General features: G+C 75.1%; 1 protein-coding gene. It reads right to left on the bottom strand.

All coding sequences use genetic code 11. The features are described from left to right. Nucleotides 1-863, bottom strand: an 863-nt coding sequence (locus NJ376_RS27850; RefSeq protein ID WP_252956617.1) for a hypothetical protein, incomplete at its 3' end; no start/stop codon positions are given. Nucleotides 864-1,389 lie beyond the last annotated feature (526 nt).

The following is a 1,389-nucleotide window of genomic DNA, read 5'->3' as shown; positions in this document are numbered from 1 at the left end:
CCGAGCCGGGCCCAGCCGCCGAACATCCAGCCGCCGAGGGCGGGGACGGGGCCGCAGAAATCCACATAGCCCTGGGGTTCGGCGCTCGGCGCCGGCTCGGGCGGCGGCGGCGCGGCAGCGACGGGCGGCTCGGGCGGCGGCTCCGGTGCCGCCGCGCGGCGCTGGCTGCGCAGGACCACCCGGCCCTGGCCGCGCCGGATGCTGCCGACCACGGCATCGCCGGTCAGCAGCACGTAGTCATGCGCCCCGCCCAGCAGGTCGCGCCGCAGCCGCGCCCGGGCCATCAGGGAGGCGAGCTCGGCGATCCCGATCTCGAAGCCGAGCATCCGGCCGGTCTGGGCGGCGCAGAAGGGCAGGTCCGGACGCTGGCAGTTCAGCGGCAGCCGCAGACGGTGCTCGCCATCGATGACCAGTTCCACCCGCGCCGCCTCGGCCCCGCCATGCCAGAGCGCCGGGTTGAAGACCCAGCCCGCCAGCCTTTCCGGAGAGACGTGGTCGAGATGGCCGCGCGGCTGGAATGCCACCCGCGGCAGCTCCTCCAGCCGGGCGCCGAGCAGCAGCCCCTGGGCGTTGCTGAGGGAGAGGCCGAGCCCCTCCAGCCCGTCCGGCGGCAGCCGCAGGTCGGTGGCGAAGCCGAGCGGCTCCGGCCCGTCCTCCTCCGCCAGGTCGGGCCGGGGGAAGAGGCCGTTCAGCGGCAGGCTGGGCCCGTCGCCGAGGCTCAGCCGCAGCGGCGGCGGCGCCGCCGCCCAGCCGGCGAGCAGCAGGAAGCCGTCGCCCAGCTCCACCCTCTCGATGCCGGCGGCGAGGCTTCTCGCGGTGGCGGCAGGGCTGCGCGTCTCGGCATCCGCAACGGCGTCATTCATGCGGCAAGGTCTCCGCGAAGGCGTGGGGCGAGGGAGCCAGGGCGGGACGACTCCGGGTGGCGGCGGCGGGTGCAGCGCCGATGCGGCGACGCAGCGACGCCTGGCCGGGCTTTACCGCATCGCAAAAATGCCGGCATCGCCAAGGGTTTCGGCGCCGTTCCGAAGTCATTTCTAAGATGCCCTGCTGTTGCGGCACGCTTGCCTATGGGTTGCATGCTGTCAAGCGAACTCGACCGGCAGCGCATTGCCGCCGGCCGTTTCCGCCCTTGGGCAGAGGCTGTAGCCCGGCTTCCTTGCCGGTCCATGAAACGCCGAACCGGGACTGCTATAATGGCTGAGGCGGAACAGGCAGGCAGCGCGCCGGGCGGGGGGACCAGGGATGAGCGAGGGCGGGGCCGCGAGCTCGGCCATGCGGCCGGCCAGGGCCCTGGCGGCGCGGCTGGCCGGACTCCTGGCCGAGGCGCCGGCGCCGGAGGCCCAGGCCGTGCTGGCCGAGGCCCTGGCGGCGCTGGGCTGGACGGCGCCG

It is taken from the genome of Siccirubricoccus soli (assembly GCF_024178315.1).
GTDB lineage: Bacteria > Pseudomonadota > Alphaproteobacteria > Acetobacterales > Acetobacteraceae > Siccirubricoccus > Siccirubricoccus soli.
This window is presented reverse-complemented; position numbering and strand designations above follow the sequence as displayed.